At 68.1% G+C, this 23002-nt stretch carries 18 protein-coding genes and 1 pseudogene; 12 read left to right on the top strand and 7 right to left on the bottom strand.

Translation table 11 applies throughout. The annotated features are described in order from the left end of the window. Window positions 1-75: 75 nt before the first annotated feature. Window positions 76-1245: a serine hydrolase domain-containing protein gene (locus ACIBK4_RS44535; protein ID WP_399004851.1), complete on the top strand. Its 1170-nt coding sequence runs from the start codon at window positions 76-78 to the stop codon at window positions 1243-1245. Between the two features lie 53 nt (window positions 1246-1298). Here the strand turns inward: ACIBK4_RS44535 and ACIBK4_RS44530 are convergent, their stop codons facing one another. Beyond that, a complete protein-coding gene (locus ACIBK4_RS44530; protein ID WP_399004849.1) occupies window positions 1299-2111 on the bottom strand; it encodes a hypothetical protein in 813 nt (270 codons plus the stop codon). A gap of 137 nt (window positions 2112-2248) precedes the next feature. Here ACIBK4_RS44530 and ACIBK4_RS44525 point away from each other — a divergent pair, with 137 nt between their 5' ends. Further along, entirely contained in the window at window positions 2249-2911 is a 663-nt protein-coding gene (locus tag ACIBK4_RS44525) for a response regulator transcription factor (RefSeq protein WP_399004847.1), read from the top strand. A gap of 233 nt (window positions 2912-3144) precedes the next feature. Further along, the gene (locus ACIBK4_RS44520; RefSeq protein ID WP_399004845.1) at window positions 3145-4530 is read left to right on the top strand and encodes a sensor histidine kinase; all 1386 of its coding nucleotides are present in this window, start codon (window positions 3145-3147) and stop codon (window positions 4528-4530) included. A gap of 54 nt (window positions 4531-4584) precedes the next feature. On the opposite strand, the gene ACIBK4_RS44515 is transcribed toward ACIBK4_RS44520, so the two are convergent. Then, window positions 4585-5376, bottom strand: a complete 792-nt coding sequence (locus tag ACIBK4_RS44515) for a hypothetical protein (protein ID WP_399004843.1) — start codon at window positions 5374-5376, stop codon at window positions 4585-4587. A 346-nt stretch (window positions 5377-5722) separates the two neighbouring features. On the opposite strand from ACIBK4_RS44515, the gene ACIBK4_RS44510 reads away from it, so the two are divergent. The 6 genes from ACIBK4_RS44510 to ACIBK4_RS44485 all read left to right on the top strand — a co-directional run bounded on the left by ACIBK4_RS44510 (window position 5723) and on the right by ACIBK4_RS44485 (window position 15677). Continuing rightward, window positions 5723-11281, top strand: coding sequence for a glutamate synthase-related protein (locus tag ACIBK4_RS44510; RefSeq protein WP_399004841.1), 5559 nt, complete (start codon window positions 5723-5725; stop codon window positions 11279-11281). Window positions 11282-11286: 5 nt separating this feature from the next. Then, window positions 11287-13020: a sulfite reductase flavoprotein subunit alpha gene (locus ACIBK4_RS44505; protein WP_399005046.1), complete on the top strand. Its 1734-nt coding sequence runs from the start codon at window positions 11287-11289 to the stop codon at window positions 13018-13020. A gap of 2 nt (window positions 13021-13022) precedes the next feature. After that, window positions 13023-13940 (top strand): hypothetical protein, encoded by a 918-nt coding sequence (locus tag ACIBK4_RS44500; protein WP_399004839.1) that lies wholly within the window; start codon window positions 13023-13025, stop codon window positions 13938-13940. Between the two features lie 150 nt (window positions 13941-14090). After that, window positions 14091-14489 carry an ArsR/SmtB family transcription factor gene (locus ACIBK4_RS44495; RefSeq protein ID WP_399004837.1) on the top strand — a complete coding sequence of 133 codons (399 nt, stop codon included), beginning with the start codon at window positions 14091-14093 and terminating at the stop codon, window positions 14487-14489. Beyond that, the gene (locus ACIBK4_RS44490; protein ID WP_399004835.1) at window positions 14473-15012 is read left to right on the top strand and encodes an SRPBCC family protein; all 540 of its coding nucleotides are present in this window, start codon (window positions 14473-14475) and stop codon (window positions 15010-15012) included. Before ACIBK4_RS44495 ends, ACIBK4_RS44490 begins: the two co-directional genes overlap by 17 nt. Then, window positions 15012-15677 (top strand): dihydrofolate reductase family protein, encoded by a 666-nt coding sequence (locus tag ACIBK4_RS44485; protein WP_399004833.1) that lies wholly within the window; start codon window positions 15012-15014, stop codon window positions 15675-15677. Before ACIBK4_RS44490 ends, ACIBK4_RS44485 begins: the two co-directional genes overlap by 1 nt. A gap of 29 nt (window positions 15678-15706) precedes the next feature. Here ACIBK4_RS44485 and ACIBK4_RS44480 read toward each other — a convergent pair whose 3' ends face one another. Continuing rightward, a complete protein-coding gene (locus tag ACIBK4_RS44480; protein ID WP_399004831.1) occupies window positions 15707-16705 on the bottom strand; it encodes a hypothetical protein in 999 nt (332 codons plus the stop codon). Then, window positions 16702-17301: an RNA polymerase sigma factor gene (locus tag ACIBK4_RS44475; RefSeq protein ID WP_399004829.1), complete on the bottom strand. Its 600-nt coding sequence runs from the start codon at window positions 17299-17301 to the stop codon at window positions 16702-16704. The genes ACIBK4_RS44480 and ACIBK4_RS44475 overlap by 4 nt, the downstream gene beginning before the upstream one ends. A gap of 232 nt (window positions 17302-17533) precedes the next feature. Here ACIBK4_RS44475 and ACIBK4_RS44470 point away from each other — a divergent pair, with 232 nt between their 5' ends. The 3 genes and pseudogenes from ACIBK4_RS44470 (at window position 17534) to ACIBK4_RS44460 (ending at window position 19125) form a co-directional block, all read left to right on the top strand. After that, window positions 17534-18364, top strand: coding sequence for an alpha/beta fold hydrolase (locus ACIBK4_RS44470; RefSeq protein WP_399004827.1), 831 nt, complete (start codon window positions 17534-17536; stop codon window positions 18362-18364). A 156-nt stretch (window positions 18365-18520) separates the two neighbouring features. Next, window positions 18521-18670 (top strand): annotated as a pseudogene (locus ACIBK4_RS44465) (ATP-binding protein); the annotation flags it as partial. Then, on the top strand, window positions 18664-19125 hold the full coding sequence (locus tag ACIBK4_RS44460) for a hypothetical protein (protein WP_399004825.1): 462 nt from the start codon (window positions 18664-18666) through the stop codon (window positions 19123-19125). The pseudogene ACIBK4_RS44465 and the gene ACIBK4_RS44460, both read left to right, overlap by 7 nt. On the opposite strand, the gene ACIBK4_RS44455 is transcribed toward ACIBK4_RS44460, so the two are convergent. The 3 genes from ACIBK4_RS44455 to ACIBK4_RS44445 form a co-directional block, all read right to left on the bottom strand. Continuing rightward, entirely contained in the window at window positions 19103-19852 is a 750-nt protein-coding gene (locus ACIBK4_RS44455; RefSeq protein WP_399004823.1) for a transposase family protein, read from the bottom strand. The genes ACIBK4_RS44460 and ACIBK4_RS44455 overlap by 23 nt on opposite strands. A 297-nt stretch (window positions 19853-20149) precedes the next feature. After that, window positions 20150-21904 (bottom strand): AAA family ATPase, encoded by a 1755-nt coding sequence (locus ACIBK4_RS44450; RefSeq protein WP_399004821.1) that lies wholly within the window; start codon window positions 21902-21904, stop codon window positions 20150-20152. A 116-nt stretch (window positions 21905-22020) separates the two neighbouring features. Then, window positions 22021-22956 carry a hypothetical protein gene (locus ACIBK4_RS44445; protein ID WP_399004819.1) on the bottom strand — a complete coding sequence of 312 codons (936 nt, stop codon included), beginning with the start codon at window positions 22954-22956 and terminating at the stop codon, window positions 22021-22023. Window positions 22957-23002: the final 46 nt, after the last annotated feature.

Here is a 23002-nt window from a genome sequence, read left to right as displayed (position 1 = left end):
GCGGGCCGTCTCCCTAGGTTGGTGAACGCACCGCAAGCCGGTGCGAGCGACCACCAACTCGCAGGGAGACAGCCCATGATGACGTTCCGTCAGCTCACCGCAGCGGCCGCGCTGGCCGCCGTAGGACTCGGTCTCGCGACCCCCATGGCGAGCGCCGCGGACTCCCGGCAGCGCACCACCCCCACCCTCCAGCAGAGCGTGGACGCGATCCAGAAGACGGGCACCGTCGCCGTCGTGGCCCAGTCGACGGGTCCGGACGGACGGCGCTACGCCACCACCGGGGTGTCGGACACGGCCACGGGACGGGCGGCCCGCGTCACCGACAAGTTCCGGATCGCGAGCAGCACCAAGGCGTTCGTCTCGACGGTGATGCTCCAACTGGTCGGCGAGGGACGGGTGTCGCTGGACGACACGGTCGAACACTGGCTGCCCGGACTGGTGTCGGGGAACGGGAACGACGGAAACGCCATCACCGTACGGCAGTTGCTGAACCACACCAGCGGACTCTTCAACTACACCGCCGACTTCCCCGAGATCGCCTCGGTGGCCGACTTCCAGGCCGACCGCTACACCACCTGGACCCCGCAGCAGCTGGTCGGCATCGCGATGCGGCACCAGCCGGACTTCGCGCCGGGCACCCAGTGGGAGTACTCCAACACGAACTACATCGTCGCCGGAATGATCATCCAGAAGGCGACCGGCCACACCTGGCAGCAGGAGGTCACCCGGCGCGTCATCCGCCCGCTCGGTCTGCGCGACACCTCCGCGCCCGACACCTCGGCCCGCATCCCCGGCCAACACCTGCACGGTTACTCGGACTTCGGCGGATCCGGCCCGACCATCGACGTCACCTCCGTCAACCCGACGGCCGCCGGTTCGGCGGGCGCGATGATCAGCACGACCAACGACCTGTCCCGCTTCTTCTCCGCCCTCCTCGGCGGCAAGCTCCTGCGCCCGGCCCAACTGGCGGAGATGAAGACGACGGTACGAGCCACCTCCCTCGACCCCGTCTGGCCCGGCGCCCGCTACGGCCTCGGCCTCATGCAGATCCCCCTGACCTGCGGCGGCTTCTACTACAGCCACGCCGGCGACCTGATGGGCTACACCACCCGCGACGGGGTGAGCGCGGACGGCCGCCGGACCGTGGTCCTGGAGGCGACGGGCGACGGCGCGTCCGACCTGTCCACGGAGACGGCGCAGAACGCGCTGATCGACACCCAACTCTGCGCCGCGGGAGGGAAGTAGCGGAACCCCGGTCGGCGGCGTCCGAGTTCGTCCGGGCGCCGCCCCTCCCCCGCTCAACTCCCCTCTGCCACCGCCTCGATGACGTCCTTGCGGGTCACGGCGAGATGGACGACGAGACCGAGAATGACCGCGAGGAAGAGCGCACTGGTGACGACGGTACCGAGCCCGATACCGCCGTCACCGGTCGGCTGGGAGAGATAGTCGCCGATCGACGCACCCAGCGGGCGGGTGAGGACGTAGGCGATCCAGAAGCTCACCACCGCGCCCAGGCCCAGCGCGCGGTGGGCGATCGCGACCGCGCCGATGGCGAGGGCGAAGAGGGTCGCGGCGAGCCAGTAGCCGAGGTTCATGCGCTCGGAGACCAGGTCGCCGGCCGCCGTACCGAGGGCGAAGGTGAACAGCACGGCCAGCCAGTAGTAGGCCTCGCGGCCCGTCGTGTCGATGCTGTGGATGGACAGCGTGCCCTCGCGCCGGTACCAGACGACGAAGACGACCGCGAGGGCGATCGCGAACACCGTGGTGGTGGTCTCCAGCGGGACGCCCATGTTGTCGGTGAGGTTGTCGCTGATCAGGGTGCCGACCACGCTGATGAGGGCGACGGCGAGCCAGTACACGCCCGCGCGGTAGGCGGCCGTACGGAACTGGACGACCAGGACGACCGCGAGCAGGGCGCTCATCAGCAGCGACACCCCGGTCAGGCCCAGGCCGGCCTTCTCGTTGAGCAGGTCGGCCGCGGTCTCGCCGACGGTCGTGCACAGCACCTTGATGATCCAGAAGTACGCGGTGACTTCGGGAACCTTGTTGCGGCGCGGGCGGGGCGGGGGCGGGGCAACGGCGTCACCGCTGCGGGAGATCTCGTAGGTCATGGGCCCGGACGCTGCCATCGGACACCTGAACGCATCCTGACTGCCGTGTGACGGCACCTTCGTCTACAGTTCAGTAGACCGTCTACATGTCTGTAGTCACCCCGGTCGCAGTCGCGGCAGCCGGCACAGGGAGGACCATGCGCCCGACCATCCTGGTCGTCGAGGACGACCACACCCTGCGTGACGTACTGATGCGCGGGCTGCGCGACGAGGACTTCGACACCGTCCCCGCACCGGACGGGGCCACCGCCCTACGGCTGGCCGGGGCCGACATCTCCGCCGCCGTACTCGACATCGGCCTGCCCGACGCCGACGGCCGGGACGTCTGCCAGGCGATGCGCGCGAACGGCTTCCGCTCGCCCATCGTCTTCCTGACCGCCCAACACCGGCTGCACGACCGCCTGTCCGGTTTCTCGGCGGGCGGCGACGACTACCTGACCAAACCCTTCCACCTGGTCGAACTGGCGGCCCGCCTCCGGGCGGCCCTGCACCGCACCGCACCACCACCCACCGCCCCGGAGGGCGACCTGGTCCTGGACCCGCTCCACCACGCGATCGGCGTCCAGGACACCCGGGTCGCCCTGACCCCGACCGAGTTCCGGCTCCTGGCCGCGCTCATGGCGGCCTCCGGCGGAATCGTGACCCGCCGCGACCTGATCCGCGCGGCCTGGCCCGAAGGCGCCCGCGTCCACGACAACACCCTCGACCAGTACCTGACCCGCCTCCGCCGCAAACTCCGCGAGGCAGGCAGCGACCGTACGATCGGCACGGCCCGCGGGATCGGGCACCACCTGTCATGAGCGCCGCCCGGCACGAACCTCCGGATCGACCGCCCCGGCCCGTCACGACAGGCACCCGGGACGAGCCCCGGCACCAGCCACCCCCACCGGCCCCGGGCGCCGCCCACCACGGCCCGCGAAGCACCGTGATCCAAGCCCCTCACCCCCACGAGCCCGCAGCCGCCGACGAAACGGGAGCGGGTCGTGGCGGTACGGCGCAGCCCGCCGCGCACCCGGCACCAATCCGTTCGACTGTGACAACACCCAAGGGACCCGACAAGCGGCGGGCTCGCCGTACCGCCACGACCCGGACCCCGACGCCGACCCACACCCTCCGCGGCCGCCTCTCCCTCGTCGCCCTCACCACGGCCACGCTCCTGATGCTCGTCCTCACCATCGCCTTCAACGCCGTGGCCGGTCACCGCCTCCAACACCAGGCGAACGACGAGCTGCGCACCCGGGCCGCCGCCGTCGCCACGACCATCGACACCAGCGGCCCGACCGTCCGCGTCCTGGAGACCTCCCACGACGACCTCCTCGACGCCAACGTCTGGATCTACGCCGGACACCGCCTCCTGGAGGGCCCGCCTGGCGTCGGCCCCCTGAACCGCGTCACCGCACAGCTCGCCAGCCAGCCCGGCCGGCACTGCGCCACCGCCGACCTCCACACCCCCCTCCGGCTGTGCGCCCAGCCCGTACCCGGAGGACGCAGCACGGCCACCGTGGTCACCGCGCTCGACCTGACCCCCTACCGCAGCTCGGCGCATACCCTCCTCGTCGGCTCACTCGCCCTGGACGCGGTCATGCTCGCCTGCACCTACGCCCTGACCCGCCTGGCGGTCGGCCGCGCCCTGCGCCCCGTCCGGACGATGACCGACCAGGCCGCCGAGTGGAGCGCCGTAGCCTCCGAGGAACGGTTCGGCAGCACACGGCACCCGGCCGAACTGGCCGCGCTGGGCGCGTCGTTGGACTCGATACTGGACCGCATCCGCTCCCTCCTGCGCCACGAACAACAGCTCACCGGCGAGCTCTCGCACGAGCTGCGCACCCCGCTGAGCCGCATCATCGCCGAACTCGACTGGTGGGGGACGCGACCGCGCACGGCAGCCCAGACCCGCGCCACCCACCAGGTCATCGGAGACGCCGCCGAGTCCATGCGCACGATCTGCGACACCCTCCTGGCCGACGCCCGCGAACACACCCCGACCGCTCCGGGCATCGCCGAGGTCGTACCCACCCTGCGCCGACTGGCCGAACTCCTGGACGTACCGGCCCACTTGACGATCAGCGTCGAAGGACCGCACCTGACGACAGGGATCCCACCGGCCCGCCTGGAGCGCATCGCCAGCCCGCTCCTCACCAACGCCTGCCGCTACGCCCGCTCCACGGTCACCGTCACCGTCCACCACACACCCGAGGGCGTACGCCTGGACGTCACCGACGACGGCCCCGGCGTACCACCCGAGTTCGCGGCCCGCCTCTTCGAACCGGGCCGACGCGCGAACCCGGACGACGGACACGGCGGCGCGGGCCTGGGCCTCCCGCTGGCCCGCCGACTGGCCCGGTCGGCAGGCGGGGAGGTGTCCTACGACGCCGGGCACGCGCCCGGAGCCCGTTTCGTGATCGACCTGCCGTCGTAGCGCCCCGAACTCCCTTGCCGTACAAGGCGGGAAAGCCGACCACGAACCACCGCGTCACACAGCGACGTCCCGCCGAACGTCCTTCCCCGACACCGCCAGGTACCCCACGAACCCGAGAATCGCCACCGTCCAAGCGGCCGTGACCGGCCCAAGTCCCCACGCCAGCCCACCCCGCGCATGCCCCACGGCCATCCAGTCGGCGACGGACGCACCGAGCGGCCGAGTGATGACATACGCGGACCAGAAGGCGAGCACCGCACCCATCCGCCCCGCGCGATGAGCGACGGCAGGCACGGCGATCGCGGCGCCGTAGACGACGGCGGAGCCGAGATAGCCGAGCCCGATCGTGGCGGTCAGGTCACCCGCCGCCGTGCCAAGGGCGAACGTGGCCAGAACGGCGGCCCAGTAGAACCCCTCACGCCGACGGGTCGTAATGCTGTGGATGGACAGCGTGCGCTCACTCGCGAACCAGAGCGCGAACACCGCCGCCAGCACGATCACGAAGAACGGCGTCGACAGGGCGTACGGCACCCCGAGCCCGACATGCAGCACATCCGCCGCCATCGTGCCGAAGACGCTGACCATGACGATCGCCGTCCAGTAGATCCACGCGACATACCGGCGCGCGGTGAACTGGACCGCCAGCGCCACCACGAGGGCGACCCCGCCGAGCCCGACCGCGGGGATCGGCCCGAACAGATGGGCCAGGAAATCGGAGGCCGTCTCGCCCATGCCGGTGGTCAGCACCTTGATGATCCAGAAGTAGACGGTCACCTCCGGCACCTTGCTCGCCGCGTACGGGATGCGGCGCGGAGGCCGGGCGTGGGTGAGGTGATCTGTCGTCATGGCGGCACCCTGGCACGCCGTCCGACCCCGGCCCCAGCCCCCTTTGCCAGAGCTTTTGCGCTTACGGTGCATGAGTTGCCCAAGACCCGCGTAGACCTGAAAGCAACCTGAACGGCACCACCGAACCGCTGGTCAGAGGCGTGCGCGGGGTGCTAGCGACGCCCACCGCCCACCCTTGCCATCCAAGTTAGGCAAGCCTTACTATTACTCTTCGCACCATCCAGGGTCCGACCGCCAGCCGGTCCGCCCGCGGCGAGCGCTCCAGCGACGCAGCCTGGCCGTCCTCCCCAGCGCCTCACGGTCCTGGGAGGTACCCCCCAGCCGGAGCCGCTCACAGGACAGGCCCGTGAATCACCCCACCTTCGGTCTCTACGACCCTGCCCGCGACCACAGCGACTGCGGCGTCGGCTTCCTCACCCGCCTCGACGGTGTGCCGAGCCACGACGTCATCACCAAGGGCGACGAGGCGCTCCGAGCCATCCCCCACCGGGGCGGGAAGTCCGCCGAGGGCGTGGGCGACGGCGCGGGCGTGAGCGTCGACCTGTCGGTGGAGTTCTTCTCCGCGATCACCGGGGAGGCGCTGCGCGCAGGACACTTCGGCGTAGCCAACTGCTTCATGCCCACCGACGCCGCCCGCCCCGAAGCCGCCCTGCACCTCGTCGGCCGCAGCATCACCGACCAGGGCTTCGACGTCCTCCTCGTCCGCGACGTCCCGGTGGACCACACGGTCACCCGCCCCGCCGCCGAACCCCACCAACTCCCCATCGTGCAGTGGGTGTTCCGCGCCCCGGAGGCCTGGTCCCGCACGGACGTCGACGCCGCCGCCCACCGCGCCCTGCTGGCGATCGAGGCCGTCGCCTACGCCGACGACACCTACGCCGGGCTGTACCCGCTCTCGCTCAGCGCCCGCACCCAGGTGCTCAAGGGCCGCCTCAACTCCGGTGAGGTCATTGGGTACTTCCGCGACCTGCTCGACCCCCGCCACTCCGTCCGCTCGCTCTACTTCCACACCCGGTTCTCCACCAACACCGAACCGCACCCCACCATGGCGCAGCCGTTCCGCCTCATGGCGCACAACGGCGAGCTGAACACCGACCGCAAGAACAGGCTCAGCGACGAGGCCCTCGCCCGCGCCCGGACCCGCAGCATCGTGCGCCCGCCCGGCCAGTCCGACTCCAGCCGCCTCGACCAGACCCTGCAGAGCCGGGTGTTCGACGACGGCCTGGACCTCGTCGAAGCCGTCGTATCGCTGATGCCGCCCGCCTGGGAGAACGACCGCAGCCTCCCCGCCGCCGTCCGCGACATGCTCGAATACTTCTCCCTCTACGAGGAGAAGAACGACGGTCCGGCCGCCGTCATCTTCAGCGACGGCGACGTCATCGGCGCCCGCCTCGACCGGCTCGGCCTACGACCGCTCCGTACCGTCGAGACCGCCGAGTACCTGATGGTGGCGTCGGAGGCGGGTCAAGTCGCCTTCCCGGACAGCGAAGTTGTGCACCGGGGCCGCATCGAGGCCGGCGGCATGCTCGTCGTCGACCACCGCACCGGCCGCCGCCTGCGCACCCGCGAGGTCCTCGACGCCCTCGCCGCCCGCCGCCCGTACTCCCAACTCCTCGACGCGGCCCGGGTGAACCTCGACGACCTGCCCGCCCCCGACTACTACCGCGGCACGACCACCCTCGGCTACGACGGCGATCTCGCCCTCGCCGGACGGTACGTGGCGTACTCGCTGAACCAGGAGAGCTTCCGCTTCCTCCTCGACCCGATGCTCGCCAACGGCTCGGAACGCATCTCCGCGATGGGCTACGGCAACGCCATCAACGCGCTCAGCGACACCGAGGGCGGCATGGCGAAGTACTTCTCGCAGCGCTTCGCCCAGGTGACGAACCCGCCGCTCGACAGCATCCGCGAGGCCGACGGCATGAGCATGCGCGTCGCCCTGGGCCCCAAGCCGGACGGCACGGGCAGCACCGCCGGACGCCAACTGGTGCTCTCCTCCCCCGTGTTGGGCCACCTGGACATGGTCCGCCTGCGCGACCAGCGCATCGTCCCGCTGGAACGCTTCGACATGCTCTACGACCCGGTGGTCGGCGACGAGACCGCCAACGCCGACGCGTTGCGCACCGCGCTCACCCAACTCTGCGACGACGTCGAGCAGTTCGCCACCCGGCAGGGCGGCATCGCCGTCCTCACCGACCGCGCGATCTCCTCCACCCGCGCTCCCCTCCCCGTCATCCTCGCCGTAGCCGCCGTGAACCAGCGCCTCATCGAGACCGGCCTCCGGCTGCGCGTCTCGATCGTCGCGGAGAGCGGCCAGTTGCCGTCCTCGCACCACGTCGCGACCGCGCTCGGCTTCGGCGCCTCCGCCGTCTACAGCCTCAGCGCCCGCCTCCGCGCCGAGGAGAAGCACCCGAGCGCACCGGCCCCCGCAGGCGAAGTCACCGAAACCGACCGGGCGTTGGCCCGCTTCCGCAAGGCGGCCGAGAAGGCCCTCGCCAAGACGATGGGCCGGGTCGGACTGTGCACCGCCGAGAGCTACATCGGCGGCGAGTTCTTCGAACCGAACTACCTCGACACCCGCGACGACGTCTTCGCACGAGCCTTCCCGCACATGGAGGCGCCGGTCGGCGGCGTCGGCTTCGCCCGCATCGCGCAAGCGGCGACCGAGTGGCACGAGCGCGCCCGAGCCGTCGAGACCGAGCAACAGGTCCCCCTCCTGGGCCTGTTCAAGGAACGGTCCGACGGCGCCGGGCACTCCTTCGGCGTCACCGCGGTCCGCGGATTCGGCGATATGGCCGAAGAACAGCCGGAGTTCGGCCGCGAGAACGACCCGGAGGCACTCCGCCTCCTCACCCTCGGCCAACTGGACGACGCCTTCGGCATCACCGACGCGGCCTACCGCAACACCGGCTACGACCAGCTCAGCGACGACGAGATCGACGCGTTCCGGATCACCCCCGGCTACCGCGCCTTCCTCCGTACCACGCACGAGGAACGCTCCCGCCGCCCGTCCGCCCTCCGTGACGTCCTGGCACTCCCGGCCGACGTCACCGGCCTGCGCACGGCGGAGGACTTCGCCCGCGAACTGGGCCGGTTCTCGACGGACGGCAACGCGAGCGTGACGGTCCGGGGCGTCGTCGCGACCGTCACCGAGCGGTCGGCGGACGACGAGGGCACGGTCGGCGGGCGGTCCGCGGGCGACACGGTGACGGCCCACCTCCAACTCGCCTCCCCCAGCGCCGAGTTGCACACAGCCCTCGCCGACGGCCTGGCCCTCGCGCACCCGGGCGAGGTCGAGTCACTCCCCGCAGACGCCGACGGAGTCACGGTCACCGCCACCGGCACCGCCGCCCGCCTCCTCACCCTCCTCCGCAGCGCCCCCGACAGCCTCCAACTCCCCGACGTACAGCCGGCGCACGAGATCACCCGCGCCCTCGCCTCCGGCGCGATGAGCCACGGCGCGCTCGTCGCCACCGCGCACGAGGCCGTGGCGCACGGCACCAACATGGTCGGCGCGATGTCCAACAGCGGTGAGGGCGGCGAACACCGCTCCCGCTACGGCACGATCCGCGGCTCCCGGATCAAGCAGTTCGCGTCGGGACGCTTCGGCATCTGGGCGGGCTACCTCGCCGACCCGATGCTCCAGGAACTGGAGATCAAGATCGGGCAGGGCGCGAAGCCGGGCGAGGGCGGCCAGTTGCCCGCGCCGAAGGTCACCGTCGACATCGCGGCGGCGCGCGGCGGCACCCCCGGCATCGAGCTGATCTCCCCGCCCCCGCACCACGACACCTACTCCATCGAGGACTTGGCCCAGCTCATCCACGACTGCAAGGCCGCACGCGTCCGGGTGATCGTGAAGCTCGTGTCCTCCGAGGGCATCGGCACCATCGCGGTCGGCGTCGCGAAGGCCGGCGCAGATGTCATCAACGTCGCCGGAAACACCGGCGGTACGGGTGCGGCGGCCGTCACCAGCCTCAAGTACGCGGGCCGTTCGGCGGAGATCGGAGTCGCCGAGGTCCACCAGGCCCTCGTGGCCAACGGGTTGAGGCAGAAGGTCGTCCTGCGCTGCTCCGGCGCGCACCAGACGGGCGGCGACGTCGTGACGTCGGCGCTGCTCGGCGGAGACAGCTTCGAGTTCGGCACGACGGCACTCATGATGCTCGGCTGCGTCATGGCGAAGAACTGCAACGTGAAGTGCCCGGCCGGACTGACCACCAACTCCGAGGCGTTCGAGGGCGATCCGCGCGCCCTCGCCCAGTACCTGCTCAACATCGCGCACGACGTCCGCCAGATCCTCGCCCGCCTGGGCCTGCGCTCCCTGCGCGAGGCCCGGGGCCGCACCGACCTCCTCCAACTCCTCGACCACCCCGCGAGCGTGGGCCGCCTCGACGTCCGGCGCCTGCTCGCCCGCGTGCCGGAGAAGGTCGTAGCCGAACCGGAGTACCTGGAAAAGGACTTCACCACCGACGACGCCCTCATCGAACGCGTCCGCGCCGCACTCGTCGACCGCCGCGAACCGGCCCTCCTCGTCGAGGACATCCACCTCCGCAACAGCGACAAGTCGGTGGGCGGACAGTTGTCGATCGACGTGGAGCGCCTGCTGAACCACGAGTTGGCGGAGGCCCGGCCCGCGATCACCACCGACGACCGTGGCCGTCGCCGTCTCGTCGACGACGCGGTCCGCATCCGCACCACCGGCTCCGCCGGCCAGTCCTACGGCGTCTTCTGCAACGACGGCATCACCCTCGAACACACCGGCACCGCCAACGACGGCGTCGGCAAGAGCCAGAGCGGCGGCCGGATCGTGGTCCGCGCCCCGGGCGGCGGAAGCACCGAGCGCGGCGGGAACGTCCTCGTCGGGAACTTCGCGCTGTTCGGCGCGACCGGCGGCCGAACCTTCGTACAGGGAGAGGCCGGTGACCGCTTCGCCGTACGAAACTCCGGCGCCACGGCAGTGGTTGAGGGCCTCGGCGACTTCGGCTGCGAGTACATGACCGGCGGTACGGTCCTCAACCTCGGCGGCTTCGGCAAGGGCCTGGGCAACGGGATGAGCGGCGGTTTCCTCTACCAGTACGACCCCACGGGCGAGTTGGGCCGCCAGGTGAGCGCCGACTCCCTCCTCGTCTTCTCCGTCACCGACACCGTGCACGGCGCCTTCCACGAGGAGGCCGTACGCCTGCTGCTGGCGTGGCATGTCGAGGCGACCAACTCCCCGCTCGCGGCACGGCTGTTGGAGGACTGGGAGGTCCAACGGCAGTACGTGTACTGCGGGATGCCCCGGTCACTGCTCCTCTACCAGGACGCGGGCGAGATCCTCGCCGCCGCGACCCGCAACGAGCTGCTGGACGAGCTGGCCACCTCGATCGCCACCGACAAACTCCGTGCGTTCAAGGTCGACTACCGCGACCACCGCACCGTACTCGGCGGCCGTGCCCCGGCGTTCGGCGACCAGGGCAGCGACGACATGTTCTCGCTCCTGTCCTCCTACACGGTGCTCGGCGTCGCGCAGGACCTGGCGCTGCAACGGGTGCCGGGCGCGAGCGGCCCGAACGATCCACGGGTCACGGAGGCCGTCCGCAACCTCGTCCTCACCGAGGACTTCTTCGTCAAGCAGCGGGTGGTGAAGTACCTGCGCGGCACGCTGGAGCGGTTCGACGACGGCGAGTTGGCGACGCTGATCGCGAGCAAGCGCCTCGACGACTACAAGCGCGCCCTCCGCCAGCGCAACAACCTCAGCGTGGACGCCCCCGGCACCTACGGCTGGATCCTCCACCAGACCACGAAGAACGCCGACCGGGTGCGCGCCGCCCGCTTCGACGAGCTGCTCGCGACGGCCGCGCTCGACGACATCGCCGCCCGCCATGCCCACATCCCGCAGGCCCCGACCGAGACGGTGACCGCGTGACCCTCATGCCCCCGACCGGCGCCCTCATCCCGGCCGACGCACCGTTCTCCGCCCAACAGGAGTCCTGGCTGGCCGGGTTCATCGCCGGCATCGCCGCCGCCGGACGCCGCGCGAGCACGTCCGCCGACGCGCCCACGGCCACGGTCGACGTCCTGTTCGGCACCCAGACCGGCAACGCGGAGTTCCTCGCCGACGAGCTGGTCGCCGGCGCGCGGGCCCGCGGCCTGGCCGGAAGGGCGAGCGCGCTCGACGCCGTCACCCCCGACCAACTAGCCACGATGACCCACGTGTTGGTGATCACCTCGACCTACGGCGAGGGCGAACTCCCCGACAACGCGGGCCTGTTCTGGGAAGCCCTCCAGTCCGACACGGCACCGCGCCTGGAAAGCGTGCGGTACGCCGTCCTCGGCCTCGGCGACCGCGGCTACGACGACTTCTGCCAGGCCGCCAAGCTCATCGACACCCGCCTGGAACAACTCGGCGCGGCCCGCCTCCACGAACGCGTCGACTGCGACGTCGACTTCGAGGACCCGGCGGCGGAATGGACGACGGCGGTACTGGACCGGTTGGCGGCCGAGACAGGCGCGACGGGCACGAACACGGAGGCGAACAAGGCGCCCGCCGCCCCGACCCGCTCCCCGTGGAACAAGCGCACCCCGTACCGCTCCCGCCTCGCCGTGAACAAGCTGCTCTCCGCCCCGCACAGCGCGAAGGAGATCCGCCACTACGAGTTCGACCTCGGCGACAGCGGCATCACGTACGAGGCGGGCGACGCGCTGGCCGTCGTACCGCTGAACGACGATGCGCTGGTCGCAGAACTCCTGGAACACCTGGGCGCGACCGGCGACGAGGAGACGGCCGAGCTCCTGCGCACGGAACGCGAAATCCGCACCCCCTCAAAGGAGTTGATCGCCGACCTGGTCGAACGCGCACCCTCCGGCGAGCTGGCGGCGGTCGTGGCGCAGGGCGACCGCTCCGACCTGGACTCCTGGCTCTGGGGCCGAGACATCCTGGACCTCCTCCGAGCCACCGACCCGGCCACCGCCCCCACCCTCCCCGAACTCCTGCCCCTCCTCCGGCCGTTGCAGGCCCGCCAGTACTCGATCTCGTCGAGCCCACTGGCCCACCCGGACCGCGTCCACCTCACGGTCGCATCGGTGCGGTACGGCACCGGGGACCGCCGGTACGGGGGCGTCGCGTCGACGTACCTCGCGGACCGAACGGGCGGCGCGGACACGCCCGTTGGCGTATACGTACAGCCCAACGCCTCCTTCGGAGTCCCGGCGGACGACGACGCCCCGATGGTGATGATCGGCCCCGGCACCGGCATCGCCCCGTTCCGAGGCTTCCTCCACGAACGCGCCGCACGGGGCGCCACCGGCCGCAACTGGCTGTTCTTCGGCGACCGTCACCGCGAGACGGACTTCGTCTACGAGGACGAGCTGACCGAGCTGCAAAGCCGCGGCGTGCTCACCGAACTCGACCTCGCGTTCTCCCGCGACCAGGCCGAGAAGATCTACGTACAGACCCGCATGCGGGAACGCTCAAGGGAGTTGTACGGCTGGCTGGAGGACGGCGCGCACGTCTACGTCTGCGGTGACGCCTCGCGGATGGCGAAGGACGTGGAGGCGGCGCTGCTGGGTGTCGTGGCCGAGCAACGCGGCCGCGGGGACGACGACGCGGCGGAGTACCTCGCGGACCTGCGGCGTGCCAAGCGCTATGTACGGGACGTGTATTGAGCATGGCGGACCACAACAACCCTCACCGGCACTGCGCGTTCGAGGGGTGCTGCGGCGCGCGGCGGAGCGGCAGTGTGCGGTTGATCGACGCGCGAATGCCGGAGTTGGCGCGCTGCCTGACGCTCTTCCAGTTCGTGCAGGCGGTGACCGGCGGCCCGGTCGCCCGGATCGACCAGGCGGGCAGCTACGCCCAACCGAGCCTGCGCGGCGAGGCGTTCGTCGTCCGGCCGGGTTCGATCGCGTTGCGGATCGACGCCGACGGGATCGACACGGCGGTGGTCGCGCGGGACGGCGACACGGACTCGGTCACGCTGCGCCTCCTCGACGCGGCGGGCCGGACCGTACACCAAGGGCGGTTGCTGTCCGAGGGCGACCGGTTGCTGGCCGGTCTGGCGCCCACGGTCCACGCCGGCGCGCGGGCCGCCGTGGCGTCGGCGTCTCCCGAGGTTCCGGCATGGGAGAACGGGGATCAACTGACCCAGCTGGACGCGGTGTTGACAGACGGCGGGAGAGCCCGGCGCACCGCGTTCCACCGCTATCGCGGCGGCGAGCACCGGCCGATCGAGGTGGACGTCGTGTCGTTGGTGCTCGACCACGTCTGTTCCGTCGGACTGCCCATCGGGGTCGCGGTGTTCGCCCCGGCGGCCATGCAGGCGTGCGCGGGCCGCGTCCACGTCACCGACCGGACCGTGGGCGGCCGGGTGTTCGCGGCGCTCGCGGAGAGCTCGGTGGAGTTCGACCTGGCCGCCGTCCGGTCCTGCCACCTCGTCCGCTCCGCGGCGGCCCACGGCCCGACCTCGGCTCTCGAACTCGACGACGAGGACGGGCGGTGCGTCGCGATGATCACGCAGTTCGGGATGGTCGGGGAGGACGTGCACGGGGCCTGGGAGGACCTGGCGGCTTCGCTGCCCGACGCGTAGGTGACACCAGGGTCGTAGGGGTCGTAGGGGTCGTAGGGGTCGTAGGGGTCGTAGGGGTCGTAGGGGTCGTAGGGGTCGTAGGGGTCGTAGGGGTCGTAGGGGTCGTAGGCATGATGTTGACGCATGCCGATATGGGCATACGATGGTGTCATGGCACGAGCGGCGACGACCTCGGACACGTTCAACGCGATCGCCGAACCGCAGCGGCGGGACATCCTGGTGCTGCTGCGGGGCGGCGAGCGGCCGGTGACCGACCTGGCGCGGGACCTGGGGATGACCCAGCCGCAGGCGTCCAAACACCTGCGGGTTCTCCGGGAGGTCGGGCTCGTACAGGTCCGTGAGGCGGGCAGGCAGCGGTTGTACGGCCTGGACGCGCGCGGGCTGCGGCCGGTCCACGAGTGGGTGGGCGGCTTCGAGCGGTTCTGGAACGAGAGCTTCGGCCGACTGGACGCGTACGTGCGGGAGTTGAGGGACGACCACGAGCACGGGCACGCGCAGGGGCCGGAGCGGACACGGCAGGAGGGACCACACGATGGCGACGACCAGTAACGACGGCGAGGCCGCGCACGAGGCGGCGCCCGCGACCACGGCCGCGGACCGCGAGATCGTGATCTCCCGGGTGATCGACGCCCCGCGGGAGCTGGTGTTCGAGGCGTTCACTCGCGTCCGGCACCTGTCGCGGTGGTGGGGACCGGAGGGGTTCACCACGACGACCCGGTCCTTCGAGTTCCGTGTCGGCGGGACCTGGGACTTCGTGATGCACGGCCCGGACGGCACCGACTACCAGGAGTGGATCACCTACCGGGAGATCGTCCCGCCGGAGCGGATCGCGCTCCTGCACGGCGAGTCCCGCGACGACCCGAACGCCTTCGAGTCCCTCCTGACCTTCGAGCCGGCCGGCGACGGGACGCGGATCCTGATGCGCACGCTGTTCCCCACGAAGGAACTCCGCGACGAGGCCGCGGAGAAGTACCACGCGATCGAGGGCGGCGAACAGACGCTCCGCAACCTGGCGGCCTACGTCGCCGAACTCACGGCGACCGAGACCGAGTTGAAGGAGGCGGAGGACTGATGGCCGGCAAGGTGTTCTTCAGTGTGACGATGTCGCTCGACGGTTTCATGGCGCCGGAGGAGGTGCCCATAGAGGACGTCTTCTCGCCCGAGGGCCGGCACGACCCCAGGGTCAGGCGCTGGATGGCGAAGTGGTCGGAGTTGCAGGCGTGGGTGTTCCCGCTGCGGTTCTTCCGCGAGAACCTGAAGTTGGGCGAGGGCGGCGAGGAGGGCCTCGACAACGACATCGCGCGGGCGACGTACGAACGCACCGGCGCGAGCGTCATGGGCCGGCGGATGTTCGACGCGGGCGAGCTGTCCTGGCCGGAGGAAGCGCCGTTCCACACCCCGGTGTTCGTCGTCACCCACACCGGGCGCGACCCGTGGGAGCGGCCCGGCGGCACCACCTTCCACTTCGTGACCGACGGCGTCGAGAGCGCGCTGGAGCAGGCCCGCGAGGCCGCCGGCGACCGCGATGTGCGCATCGCCGGCGGCGCCGAGACGATCCAGCGGTATCTGGACGCGGGCCTGGTCGACGAGTTCTCGATCACCCTCGCGCCCGTGCTGTTCGGCACCGGAATCCGCCTGTTCGACCACGTGGACCCGGACCGCCTCGCCCTCACCCAGACCCGCGCGGACGCGTCGTCCCGGGTGACCCACCTGACGTACACGACGGCGAAACGCTAGCCGCCGTAGGGGAGTTGGCGCCTCCCCTGTCAGCCGATCCTGTCGGTGAACCCCGTCGACAGGAACGTCTGGTGGGTGACCTTGCCCTTGCTGGGCCCGGCCGTCCACGTGAAGGTGTACTCCAGGATCGCGCTGGTCTTCGGGTCGACGATCACCTGCCCGACACTCTTGGCCTCCGCGAACTCAACTGCCGTACCACCACGCCCAGTACTGTCCTTGACCTGGCCGAGCAGCTTGACCCCCTTCAGACCGCCCATCGCCTTGAAGACCCCGGCCCGCAGTTGCGGACTCGCCGGGGAGTCGGTGAGCAGGGTGACCGCCTGGTCGAACGGCGAGATGCTCTTGGGGCGCGGCGGTGACTGCAGCAGGGCGAGCAACTTGCCGGAATCCGTGGTCAGTTGCCCAAGTCCCTTCCAGTCGAGGTCCTTCGGCCCGACCTGCCAGTCGGGCCGCAGCCCCTTCCGGTACGCCTTGCCGCCGTTGACGACGTAGTAGTCCATGGACTGCGAGAGGTACGCGGTCCCGACCGTCGTCCGCGTCTTCCAGTACTTCCCCGAGGAAACCGACTGACTGGCGGCCACGGTGGAGATGTCGTCGAGGAAGACGGTCGCGGTGTTCGCCCGCGCCTCGCTGCGCGTACCCGCGTCCTGACCCGCCGAGGTCCCGCCGTTGTTGGCATACGTCACCACACCGGTCGCCACCGCGGCGGTGGCGAGCAGCCCGATCAGCGCCCGACGCCGCCCGAACTGCCGTCCGAACAGCCGCCGTTCGGGCATCGCGACGACAACACCGGCCGTGCCCGGGGCAGTTACGTTCGCATCGGGGGCGGTTACGTTCGCACCCGGGGCGGTTACGTCGGCCCCTTCCGTCGCTACGGCGGCCTCGACCTCCGCCAGTACCCGGGCCAACGCCCGTTCCGGCAGCGGGTGGACGTGACCCGCGGCGGCCAGTTCATCGGCGCCGGGGAAGTCCAGCAGTGCGCCTCGCTCGTTCATACCGTTCTCCTCCGTGTCGTCGTACGCGGTCATGCCAGGTCTCCTGTGGCGGTGAGGTTCCGTCCCGCCGGGCGGGGCAGGGTGAGCCGGTCGCGCAGTCGGCCCCGGGCCCGGTGCAGCCGTGAACGGGCGGTGCCCGCCGGGATCCCCACGACGACGGCGGCCTCGGCCGGGGTGAGCTGCTCCCAACTGATGAGGAGCAGCAACTCCCGCTCTTCAGGCGGCAGTTCGGCGAGCGCCCGCCGCAGCGCGGGAGCCATCGCGGCGGCGTCGAGCCGCTGGTCCACCACCTGCCAGGGGTCGGTGACATCCGGCCCCGGCGCGGGCTCTTCCCGCCCCGCCCGCCGCAGTTGCTGGGCGAGCACGTTCCGTGCCACCCCGAACAGCCACCCCCGAGCCGAACCCCGCGAGGGATCGAACGTGCGCCGCGCGGCGAACGCCTGCAACCAGGTCTCGGAGAGCAGATCCTCCGCGGCGGCGGGCATACGCCGGGCGAAGTAGCCGTACAGGGCGGCCGAGTGGTCCCGCACGAGGTGAGTGAAGGCCCCCGCGTCACCACGCGCCGACCTTGTCAACTGGGCTTCGCTGTCGCCGGGTTGGGCACGGCCGCCGCCGTAGGGCTCGCTCATGCCGTGAGGTTCATCCGGTTTCACCGAGTCTCCGTTTCCGACCGCCGGACGACGGTCTCACCCTGTACTTGGCGTCGGGGGCGAAGAGCGTTCGCGCACCCATCCCCACCAATACTTAACCCCCATCATGAGAGTAGGCTTGCATAAAGAGAGTCCACCCCCTACCTTAATGAGAGCCAGCTCTCAGCAAGCAAAGACAAGCGCCAGCACGCACAAGGACAAGGACCTCACCATGACCACCCCTGCCTCCGCCCCCACCTCCCCCCGCACCGTCGCCCTCCCCGGCGGACTCACCGTCACCATCCAGGAGTTCGGCGAGAACACGGAGGGCGAAGGCGTGCTGATCCTCCACGGCGGCGCGGGCCCGCGCACGGTCGCCGGCATCTCCGCCGCCCTCTCCGAGCACGTGTACGTCGTGACACCGACCCACCCCGGTTTCGACGGCACGCCCCGCCCGGAGCGCTTCGACACGGTCGCCGACCTGGCCATCGCCTACCTGGACCTGCTCGACACGCTGGACCTCAAGAACGTCATGGTGATCGGCAACTCGGTCGGCGGCTGGATCGCGGCGGAGATGGCCCTCCGCGACAACAAGGGCCGCATCGGCGCCCTGACCCTCCTCAACGCGGTGGGCATCCACGCCCACATGGTCGAGAACCGCGTCGTGGACCCCCGCACCATGGCCCCGTCCGACGTCAGCCAACTCTCCTTCGCCAACGCCAAGTTCCGCCCCGACTTCGCCTCCTTCACCGACGAACAGCGAGCGGCGGCAGGCGCCAACCAGAAGACCCTCGCGGTCTACGGCGGCGACCACTTCACCTACGACCCGAAACTCCGCGCCCGCCTCCACCGGGTAACGGTCCCCGTCCTGGTCGTCTGGGGCGAGGAAGACGGCATAGCCCCCTTGAAGTACGGCCGCGGCTACGCCGACGCCTTCCCCAACGGCCACTTCGCCCCGATCACGGACGCGGCGCACTTCCCCCAGATCGAGCAGTTGGGCGCGACGCTCGGCGCGATCGGCAACTTCGTGAGCACGGTGGTCAAGCCGGGGGAAACGGACTGAGGTTGCTCCAACCCCCACACACAGGCAGGGCCCGGGTCAGCGACCTGGGCCCTGCCCGTCGTACGTGCTGATGGGCGCCGATCCCTGTGAAGCCCTCCGGGACACCGGAGTCCGGAGAAGAACCCCGCGCGCCACCCGCCCCAACCAGCCTCACCCGAAGGACAGGACCAGGAGGCGGAACACGGCCGGGGGTTGGGAATGGTCAGCGCGATCGCCCACCGGCTCGTGGTCCACGACAGCGACGACGGTCACACGGTCACCGCGGAACTCTTCACGGACGTACGACGGGGAGGGCACCCATGCTGAAGACCACGGCCAGGAGCGGGTTCTGGTGCGAGTGCTGGACGGAAGGAGTGGGCGGGCAGTTGCCGCCGACCCTGTTCGGTTCCTACGACGCGTACTCGGAGCGGGAGGCCGACAGTTGGGTCTCGACCATCCTCCGCACCATCTCACCCGCCCTCGACACCGATGCATCTCAAGAAGCGTGGGAGCGGCTCTACGACCACCGCATCGACACGAGACGATGCCTCCTGCGTAGGGAGCCCTGGACCGTGTCCGTCACCCACGTCAATACACGCATCACCTGGACAGTCCGACCAGCGCTCTTCCTGCCGGTGGCACGCCGTCACGGCACCGAACTCCGATCGTGCTCGCACGACTTCAAACCGCATACAGCCGACAGCCGATCCAACGGCTGTCCGGGAACCTCACAGGCGAGCCGATCTTCACTGAGCTTCTTCAGCGTTGCCGCTCAAGGGTGAGGATGGCCTTGGCGATTGACGTCATGCGGTTCGGGCTGCACCGGGATCTGCGGAAGATGCGCCAGGACTTCAGGCGTGCGACGCCGCGTTCGACCGGTGCCCGCGCAGCGGCCAGGGCCCGGTTGAGGGTCTTTTCGGTTGAAGTGAGTTCCTGCAGGGGCCTGCGTTTGATGCCGGTGGTCACCCATGGGCCGGCGCCCTGGTAGGCGAGGTCGGCCAGGATGGGAACGCTCTGGCGCTCGCAGATCCGGATGATCCGGTGGGTGCGGGCCGCGGTCAGGTCGTGCGTGCGGCCCGGCAGGACGGGTGAGAGCCACAGCAGCCGGCCGCCGGGGTCGGTGACGACCTGCACGTTCACTCCGTGGCGCCGGTGCTTGTGGGAGTAGTCGGCGCGTCCGTCGCCAACCCGGTCGCACTCGGCGAGCGTGCCGTCCAGCAGGACGAAGTCCGCATCACTCTCGCGCAGCACCTTCAGCAGACCCGGTGCTCGTTCGGCGAGCAGGTCGACGACCGTGGTGATGTAGGCGTGAGCGGTGGACTCGCTGATACCGAACCCGGCTGCGATCTTCGCCAGGGTGGTGTGTTCGCGCAGGTACACCAGTGCCACCATCGCGCGTTGGGACGGGCGCAGCTTGCATCGGCGGTCGCCCTCACGGGTGACGATCAGCATGGTGACCCACTCCACGAGCGCATGTGGCAGGTCAAGTGCGGCAGGATGGATGACCAACGAGGCCCCCGAGCAACGTGATTGAGACGTCAGACATCTCGATCAACAGCCTGGGGGCCTCGGGCGTTGCGCTTCACGGACCGTCACCCGATCAGTGGCCAGCTCGAAGAGGCTCACTGAAGGCGCCAGCATGACGCCGCTCAACCCAGCGTGGCACCGAACTCTCCGGCCCGCGCCTCCCCCTCGGTCAAACGAGGCCATGCTCACTGGCGCCAAAGCAGTTCCAGACCTAAGCCGCCCCACTGACGTTCAGATTACTCAGTATCGCGCGTATCGGCATCGTGTGCGGCAGACACTCTACTTCTCGTGACTACATGGCCAACCCACCAAATCTTTACCCTTCACTTTAAAACGCGACAACGGGGCGGAACATACCTCACAATGCGTACGCTCCCAAAGCTCCTTTACGGAGTTAGCGAAGTGCAAAACCTCTGCTCGCGACATCGACTCAGCCCATTGGGAATAATGAGCCCCATATGTATTCCTGAGGATATAGACATCATCCACCGACTTTGCAGCGTATTTAATTGCCTGATCCAACTCATACTTATTGATCTTCGAGTACAGGGGAGGCCACAGATTTTCCAAGGTGTACCGGTCGCCGGGAATACGGGAAACAGCTACTCCAAGCGCTACAGTGAGCCTATCCGATAGCTCTTCGAGAGATCTGCCCGTATAGGCACATAGAGGCTCCGGTTGCGCAGTCTGAATAAGACTAGAAAGCTGGTCGATGGTAGAAATATTGGCGTCTGAAATCATGGGACCCAACGCCGCCGACCACTGCGTCACCTCAACAACCTTGAGCGGAAAGCTATTACGCCGCGCCTTCTCCTGAATAAGGCGCGCCCAAAGACGATCGTGGACAGTAACTATCAACTGCCATTTACTGAAGCGCTCGCCGAACAGGTAATCTAGAATCGAATTTCTGTGTACGGAATCAACGCTCTGCCAGACATCATCCATAACCAGAAACTTCGTTTGTCCGCGGACCGCGCAGACGTCAGCTACACCCAGCATGACTAGTAGCGCCAGAAGATCCAGTGAGCTTTCACTCAAGATTTGAACAGGATTTACGTGATCGCCCGTCGCGAGAACACAGTCGATCTCGAGCCCTACCCCATCCTTCGAGGGTGCCATTTGGATAGAATCGATGTGTTCAAGTTTGGCAATCTCAGCAAAATCTTCTGAGACTCGCGAAGCAATCTCATTCAAAACACTAGACAGCTCCGACGAGATAATCGGCAGAGAATCCCCGCGCGCACCAGCAAGTCTCTTTTGCGACTCGATGTGCCGCGCGTACCTTGATACCACGTCGATGCTCTGCTCAAGTTCATCCAACGCTTGGCGAACACTCCTCGAAAGAGGGATCGCTCCTGCCGCCTTCTTCAATCTCGGGGAAGCTGGGTGCTGACGAAACCTTTTAGAGCGCCAGCGCACGAACTCTTCCTTCCCTCTAGTGGGAATAGATGAGGCCGGAATTTGAGTCAGTCGGGAAAGACGGAGCTGCCCCTGAAGCATCGCAATGAGCGATTTTTGCATGTCGAACTGAGTCCGCTCGATCTCCAGGGCGACATACCCAGTATGCTTTACGGTATCGCGAAAATAGTCAAAGAAGAATCTCATTCTCTCGCTAGGATCAATCTTCCAGAATACCTCGATATCCGGTCGGCTCAGGACAGTCGGACACATCGAGAAACCTGGAGCAAAATCTTCCCCTTTCAGCTTGACATTTCCTTGACCAACCTGGCCCGAGCCGCGGCCATATACTTTACCGTCTTCCATTTCAATTTCTACATATGGAGTACCACGATTGATTAGATTTTGAGCTTCCCGTCGGGTTTTAGCTCCAGCGTTGCCCCGCCGACTGATTTTCCCCCTCAGGCAAAACTCAAAAGCATCGCAGAGAGAGGACTTTCCTGTCCCGTTGTCTCCAAGAATTAGCATCGAGGAAATCTTCCCATTGCGATTCACAAGGCTCAGTTCTACCTCCGTCGAGATTCCGCGGAAGTTTCGAACCTTAAGCGACTTAATTCTTTTGATGAGAACCTCCACAGATTAAACAATGCCGTTATTTCAGAACTCAACGCTCCGAATATCTAGTAGTCGCACCGCATCTGCGACTTGCAGCATGAGGTCCGTGGGTAACCCGGAGTCCTCTACTAAACGCGCTAGAACTCGCCGAAGAGAGGGTCTTGATTTCCTTGACCGACTGCTCCGCTTGATGGCCGTGGAGCAATATTAACGAGTTCGATGACCCGTGGATCGTAAAGCCAATAAAAGTGGCCTTCGAGCTCTTGCCTACCGGAAATCCTGAGACCTAGGTTATTTCTATGAGCGTCAACAGCCATATCGTAGTCCTCAACCTTGAGGCGAACCCGCATTTTGCGAGCCTCTGTGCCACTCAGAACGTCCAGGCGGACTACGCCTGGGTTCCCTGGCTTTGGCCGTTCGAGCAGAGTCACAGTACCTAGAACCGTAACGAACAGAGGATTGACAGTTGCGGCCAGCATGTTGCCGGCCTTCTCCAAGGCGGCATAGTCAGAGGGGGAAAACTCAAGCCTATGAGTCTCTGCGGGACGTCCGGAGAAAAGATCTTCGGCTGAGTTTAGCTCGACTTCAACCTCGGCTCCATCAGAATCTCTAATCAAATTCCTGACAGCTTGCGTCAGCTCATAGCAGAATCCGCGCCTAACATTCTCTACAAATGTGTATGTCGATCCGGTTTCTTTAAAATCGTCAACTGATTCCCGCGCAGCTGCAAGTACTTCTACGAGCCCCAATGTAATCTCTCGCCCAGTGTGTCGACCAATCAATGGAATCGTGTCGCCCGGTTTGATCTTCCGCTCAGAAAATACTTCTTCGGGAGGCGCATAAGCAGTAATTACGTAGCTGCCGACTTCTGTCTGACCCATGAGTACGGAATCTAGAAAAGTTTTAGCAAGGAAGCTATTCGAGTTACCGTAGTAAGCCGACTTGGATTTTCGCGTCTTCGCCGCTACCAACATGGACTTACGTGCTCCTGCGTGGAGGTCTTCACCGGCGCTCCATGGGATAGTACCCCTTCGTGAAGGGGCTTCTTTATGGAATTTCAGCTCATCTCCCAAAGAGTGCAGTGTCGCCGCCCTCCGCAGGATTGATCGAATCCGCTCA

Origin of the sequence: Streptomyces sp. NPDC050528 (genome assembly GCF_044457795.1) — a bacterium.
In the GTDB taxonomy this organism is placed as follows: Bacteria; Actinomycetota; Actinomycetes; order Streptomycetales; family Streptomycetaceae; genus Streptomyces.
Note: the sequence above shows the minus strand (reverse complement) of the source record. Positions and strands in the feature narration are given on the sequence as shown.